Raw genomic sequence first — 6,266 nt, 5'->3', positions numbered from 1 at the left:
CCCCCACACGCCGCACCCCGGCCCCGCGCCGCAGCACCCCGCACCGCAGCACCCCGCGCCGCACCCCGACACCCCCCGCCCCGGCGCCTACGACGACGCCCCGCCCCCCTACGCCACGCGCGACCCCCGCCGGCCCACCGGCCGCCCCGTACAGGACCCGGACACCGGCCCCTACCCGCACGACGGCAACCGCGGCGCGCACCCCGGCGCCGAAGCTCCCGATACCGGTGCCGTCGACGACACGGGCGAGGTCGGTGCCGTACGCACCTCGCAGACTCCGCACCCCGCCCACGGCACCCCGGGCGCCGAACGCCCCCGCCGCGGCAACGCCACCCCGAGCGTCCCCGCGCAGCACGACCCACGCGCACAACACGACCCGCGCACGCAAGGCGACACCCGCACGCAAGGCGGCACCCCCGCCCCCGACGACCCCCGCACCCACGGCGGCCCCGCCTCCGGCCAGCCCTCCGCGCCCGCGGACCCGCGGCACGAGATGCAGACCCCCGCCCGCGGCGTCGACCCGCGCCGCGCCGCCGCCCACCCGCACCGGCCCGCCCCGTCCCCCACCGCGAACGCCCCCAACGCGCCGAACGCCCCGAACGCACCCAACACCGGAAACACCCCCGCCCCGCCCGCGGCCGCGCCCCAGGCGCCACCCCGCCCCGCCGCGGAGCCCGCGCGCACCCAGGCCACCCCGGCCGACGCCCCGGACCCCCGCCCCGCCGCGACCGGCTCCGCCCCCGCCACCACCGGCGGCGCCACCCGCTTCGCCCGCTCCGCGGCGACCCCCGCGATGCCGGCCCTGCCCGCGCAGCAGTCGGGCCCGATCAGCGTGCGCACCCTCGGCCAGGGCGTGGCCTACGTCGACCAGTCCGCCGGCCCGCCCTCACAGGGCGGCCAGGGCAGCCAGGGCGGCCAAGGCGACCAGGGCAGCGGCGGACCACACCGCCCCGGCAACGCCGAAAACCCCGAGCGCCCCGAGTACCCCGAGCCCGAGTACTCCGAATACCCCGAAGACCCCGAAGACCCCGATGCCTACGACGCCCCCGACACCCCCGAAGCCGGCGCCCACACCCCGTACGACCCGTACGACGCCGCCAACGACTCCGCGTACGACCCCTACGCCTCCGCCGGCAACCCCGCGCCCGCCCCCGCCCACGCCCCGTACGACGCCGCCGACGAGCACACCGGCGGCCGTCGGCGCCGCCTCGGCGCCGGCACCCCTGCGGACGGCGGCCCGCCCGGGGACGACGGCGAACCGGCCGACACAGCCGCCCGCCCCCAGCAGCAATCCCAGCCCCACCCCCACCCCCACTCCCAGTCCCACCCCCAACAGCACCGCCAGCCGTCCCGCCCCGGCGCCGGTACCCGGCGCGACGCCATCGGACGGGCCTTCGCCATAGGAGCCCCCGACGCGTCCGCCGCCGAGGGCCCCGAGCCGCTCGACGGCCGGCACGGCGTCGTCGAGGTGGCCGCGCAGGACCCCGAGACGACCCCGCTGCGCCTCGACGACGAGATGCCGCCCGAGCCGCTGGACAACCCGCGCCGGCTGCTCGTCTGGCCCGAGCCCGACGCCGCCACGCAGCAGGCGCTGACCGCCCGCAACTACCGCCCCGTCGTGGTTCACTCCCGCGAGGAGCTGGACGCGCAGATCTCCGTCTCCCCCGCCGGGCTCTTCGTGGACCCGCTCACCGGCCCGATCACGCGCACCGCGCTGCAGTCGCTGCGGACGGCGGCGGTGAAGGCGTCCGTGCCGGTGCTGGTCACGGCCGGCCTCGGGCAGGCGACGCGGGAGGCGGCGTACGGGGCGGACCCGGCGGTGCTGCTGAAGGCGCTCGCGCCGCGCGACAGCGAGCAGCACCCGCCGCGCGTGCTCCTCTTCGAGGAGAACCCGGACATCGCGGACGCCCTGGCGGCGACCCTGGAGCGGCGCGGCATGCAGGTCATGCACGCCGCGTCGGACGAGCAGGCGGTGGACCTGGCGACCCGCTTCCGGCCGAACCTGGTCGTGATGGACCTGATGCGGATCCGCCGCAGGCGTACGGGCATCGTGGACTGGCTGAACGCGAACGGGCTGCTGAACCGGACGCCGATGGTGGTGTACACGGCCGTCGACATCAACCGCGCCGAGCTGCCGCGGCTGCGGTCGGGGGAGACGGTGCTGTTCCTGGCGGAGCGGTCGACGAGCGCGGAGGTGCAGAACCGGATCGTCGACCTCCTCGCCAAGATCGGTACGACGTAACCGGCGCACCCGCCCCGCACCGCAACCGGCCCGGACAAACCGGCCAGACGACGACCCGGCGGCCGGACAGGCACCAGACACACCGGCACACCAGACGCACCAGACGCACCAGACGCACCGGCGCGTCACAGCCGCGTGACCGGCAACTCCCCGTCCGCGTACCGCCGCCGCAGCACCTTCTTGTCGAACTTCCCCACGCTCGTCTTCGGCACCTCCCCGATCCGCGCCCACCGCTCCGGCAGCTGCCACTTCGCGATCCGCTCCCCGAGGTGCGCCCGCAGCTCCTCGTACGTCACCTCCGCGCCCTCGCGCACCACCACCGCCGCCAGCGGCCGTTCGTCCCACTTCTCGTCCGGTACGGCGATGACCGCCGCCTCCGTGACGTCCGGGTGGGCCATCAGGTGGTTCTCCAGCTCCATCGACGAGATCCACTCGCCGCCGGACTTGATGACGTCCTTCGCCCGGTCCGTCAGCGTCAGGTAGCCGTCGGCCGTGATCGTGCCGACGTCGCCGGTGCGCAGCCAGCCGTCCTCGCTGAACTTGTCCTCCGGCCGGAACGGCTCGCCGTCCGCGCCCCCGTAGTACGCGCCCGTGATCCACGGCCCGCGTACCTCCAGCTCCCCCGCCGACTCGCCGTCCTTCGGCAGCAGGGTCCCGTCGGGCCCGCGCAGCCGCGCCTCCACCGTGGCGGGGAAGCGCCCCTGCATCAGCCGGTACGGGTACTCCTCGGCCGGCTCCAGGCCGGGCGGCGGGTGCGCGATGCAGCCCAGCGGCGAGGTCTCCGTCATGCCCCACGCCTGGACGACGCGGATGCCGTGCCGCTCCTCGAAGCCCCGCATGAGCTGGGGCGGGCAGGCCGAGCCGCCGATGATGGCGGTGTGCACGGAGGAGACGTCGCGGGGCCGGGCGTCGAGTTCGTTGAGGAGGCCCTGCCAGATGGTGGGGACCGCGCCGCTGACGGTGGGCCGGCAGATCTCCATCATGTCGGCGATCGGGCCGGGCTGGAGGAAGCGGTCGGGCATCAGCAGGGAGGTGCCCGCCATGAAGGCGGCGTGCGGCAGGCCCCAGGCGTTGACGTGGAACATCGGCACGATCGGCAGCGCGAGGTCGCGCGGGGTGATGCCGAAGGACTCGGCGGCGAGGACGCCGAGGGAGTGCAGGTAGACGGAGCGGTGGCTGTAGAGGGTGCCCTTGGGGTCGCCGGTGGTGCCGGAGGTGTAGCAGAGGGCGGCGGCCTCGCGTTCGTCGAGCACGGGCCAGTCGTACGACTCGGGGCGGCCGGCGATGAGTTCCTCGTACTCGTGGACGGTGACGTGGGTGCCGTCGAGGAGCGAGCGGTCGCCGGGGCCGGCGACGACGACGTGCTCGACGGCGGGCAGCTGCGGCAGCAGCGGGACGAGGAGGGGGAGGAGGGTGCCGTTGGCGAGGATGACGCGGTCGCGCGCGTGGTTGACGATCCACGTGAGCTGGCGCGGGTCGAGGCGGAGGTTGAGGGTGTGCAGTACGGAGCCCATGGCGGGCAGGGCGAGGTACGCCTCCAGGTGCTCGGCGTTGTTCCACATGAGGGTGCCGACCGGCTCCTGCTGCCGTACGCCCAGCTCGTCGCGGAGCGCGTACGCGAGCTGCGCGGCGCGGGCGCCGACGGCGGCGTAGGTCCTGGCCTGCGGCGGCTCGTTGGCGCCGGTCCAGGTGAGGACTCGGGCGGAGCCGTGGACGGTCGAACCGTGGGTCACGATCCGGGAGATGGTCAGCGGTACGTCCTGCATCGTGCTCAACACGGAGGGCCTCCCGGGGGTAGGACACGTACAGACACGCAGAGACACACAGCGGTTACGCGCCAGTAATCGCTGGCGCTGATTCTGCTGGCGGCCGAGCACGTTGTCACTACCTCGGGCGGGGGTGTCTGCGCGCCGCAGGCGAGTGGCGCCCGTACGCGAGTGGCGCCCGTACGCGGGGGTCGCTACGCCGCCTGTGCCAGCGCCCCCAGCCCCGTGTCCTCCCGGAGCTTCGCCAGCGCGCGCGAGACCGCGCTCTTCACCGTCCCGACCGACACCCCCAGCACGGCCGCCGTCTGCGCCTCGCTCAGGTCCTCGTAGTACCGCAGCACCACCATCGCCCGCTGCCGCTCCGGCAGCCGCAGCACCGCGCGCCACATCGCGTCGCGCATCGCCTGGTGCTCCGCCGGGTCGGGGCCGGGGACGGGGGCGGGCTCGGGGAGGTCGTCGCCCGCGGCGTACTCGTCGACGCGGCGCTTGCGCCACTGCGAGGTGCGGGTGTTGAGCAGCGCGCGGCGCACGTAGCCGTCGAGTGCGCGGGGGTCCTCGATCCGGTCCCAGGCCAGGTAGGTCTGCGCCAGCGCGGTCTGCAGCAGGTCCTCGGCGTCCCAGGGGCTCGTGGTCAGGGAGCGCGCGGTGCGCAGCAGCACCGGCCCCCGCCGCGTCACGTACGCCGCGAAGGTCGGAAGGGGCGGGCGCGATGTGTCCGCCGCGGGGGCGTCGGCACTGCTGGCTGTGGACATGGCTCCACGCTAGAAGCGGCACCCTGGTCGGCGGATCGCCCGTAAGTCGCGATGCAGGCTCCACCCGAGGGAGTAGGTGCGCGGCCGGCCGGACCTCCCGTAGGTGGAGGGCGGGCCAGGATACCCGTCCGGGTACTAGGCCGGCGGTCCTATGGTCGCGGCCGGTGCGCGGGCCGCGCTGCCGCACGGGCCGGGAAGCCGGACGAAGCCGAGCGTAGTGCGTATGCACGAGGCGCGGCGGCGGAAGTACTCGATTCCGAGCGGGAAGCCCCCGCGGAACCGTCACCGGGAACGGAAGCGGGCGCGCGGCCGGCACCGTGACGGTGCGGCCGCGCGGCCTCCCCATGAGCACCCCGAACCGCGTGTCCTACCAGAGGTTGGTGAAGACGACCACCGTGTCCGACTGGTTGACGTAGTTGCCCAGGCCCTGGACGTTGGCGGTGTTGGACTCGTTGGTGCCGAGGCCGCTGTGGACCTGCTGGGTCTGGGCGCTGTTGCCGAGGTTGAGGCCGCCGACGCCGCCGAGCTGGCCGGTGATCCCGTTGTCCGCGTGTGCCACTCCTCCGAAGAGCGCGACAGCGAGCGGCAGAGAAGCTGCCGCGGCCAGGACGCGGGCCGTGCGAGTGCGTGCCATCTGGTTCCTCCTAGGTAACGGAAGACGGTTCCGTTGCCGGTGGTCGACCGGGGGTTCCGGCCGCCTCTCCGGCGGTGTGCGACGTCGCGAGATCATCGTTGCCCGGGGATCCCGGGACTATCGCGGAACGGTGCCCGGTTCCCCCGCAGGCATGGCCGACGCCGGGTAAACCCGCACAGCCGAACGCTTTCGGCTATCGAACATTCGTACGAGACTGGAGCCATGGACAGCTCCGTACACAGCTACGCCCTGACCGCCGCGCTGGCCGCCGCCCGCCGCGGCCTGCCCGTCTTCCCGCTGTCCCGCGCGAAGCAGCCCGCGGTCCGCTCCCCGCACCACGCCGACTGGCCGCGGGTGCCCTGCCGCGGGGAGTGCGGGCGCATAGGCCACGGCGTGTACGACGCGACCACCGACGCCGACGCGATACACACCCTGTTCGCCGCCGCGCCCTGGGCGACGGGGTACGGCATCGCGTGCGGCCGGCCGCCGCATCACCTGATCGGGCTCGACCTCGACGTGAAGACGGGGACGGACGCGCTCGGGGTGTTCGAGTCGCTGCTCGCCGCGCACCGGATCGTGCTGCCGCCCACGGTCGTCGTCCGCACCCCGAGCGGCGGCCGGCACATCTGGCTCACCGGCCGCCCCGGCCGCACCGTCCCCAACTCCGCGGGCCGCCTCGCCCCCGGCGTCGACGTCCGCGGCACGGGCGGCTACGTCGCCGGCCCCGGCTCCCGCACCCTGCACGGCGCGTACCGCCTGGCCCCCCGCTCCACCCGCACCCCGGCCCCGGCCCCGAGAGCCCTCCTCCGCCTCCTGACCCCCCCCCCCCCCCCCCCCCCCCCCCCCCCCCCCCCCCCCCCCCCCCCCCCCCC

At 75.3% G+C, this 6,266-nt stretch carries 4 protein-coding genes and 1 pseudogene; 2 read left to right on the top strand and 3 right to left on the bottom strand.

From position 1 onward, the window contains the following. Positions 1 to 2,242 (top strand): annotated as a pseudogene (locus ABD317_RS32290) (PAS domain-containing protein); the annotation flags it as partial. A gap of 125 nt (positions 2,243 to 2,367) precedes the next feature. Here the strand turns inward: ABD317_RS32290 and ABD317_RS32285 are convergent. From ABD317_RS32285 to ABD317_RS32275, 3 genes are all read right to left on the bottom strand, one after another. Continuing rightward, positions 2,368 to 4,020 carry a long-chain fatty acid--CoA ligase gene (locus ABD317_RS32285; protein ID WP_344294663.1) on the bottom strand — a complete coding sequence of 551 codons (1,653 nt, stop codon included), beginning with the start codon at positions 4,018 to 4,020 and terminating at the stop codon, positions 2,368 to 2,370. A gap of 182 nt (positions 4,021 to 4,202) precedes the next feature. Continuing rightward, positions 4,203 to 4,760, bottom strand: coding sequence for a SigE family RNA polymerase sigma factor (locus ABD317_RS32280; protein ID WP_027752810.1), 558 nt, complete (start codon positions 4,758 to 4,760; stop codon positions 4,203 to 4,205). Positions 4,761 to 5,127: 367 nt separating this feature from the next. Beyond that, the gene (locus ABD317_RS32275; RefSeq protein ID WP_344294660.1) at positions 5,128 to 5,394 is read right to left on the bottom strand and encodes a hypothetical protein; all 267 of its coding nucleotides are present in this window, start codon (positions 5,392 to 5,394) and stop codon (positions 5,128 to 5,130) included. 222 nt (positions 5,395 to 5,616) lie between these two features. Between ABD317_RS32275 and ABD317_RS32270 the strand changes: the two genes are divergently transcribed. After that, positions 5,617 to 6,266 (top strand): bifunctional DNA primase/polymerase (locus ABD317_RS32270; protein ID WP_344294658.1); only part of this gene is annotated, 650 nt, incomplete at its 3' end.

Source organism: Streptomyces synnematoformans (assembly GCF_039531005.1).
Classification (GTDB): Bacteria; Actinomycetota; Actinomycetes; order Streptomycetales; family Streptomycetaceae; genus Streptomyces; species Streptomyces synnematoformans.
Note: the sequence above shows the minus strand (reverse complement) of the source record. Positions and strands in the feature narration are given on the sequence as shown.

Coding starts and splice junctions, on each gene's coding strand:
- ABD317_RS32280 (WP_027752810.1), bottom strand. CDS start 4,760: ATGTCCACAGCCAGCAGTGCCGACGCCCCCGCGGCGGACACATCGCGC.
- ABD317_RS32275 (WP_344294660.1), bottom strand. CDS start 5,394: ATGGCACGCACTCGCACGGCCCGCGTCCTGGCCGCGGCAGCTTCTCTG.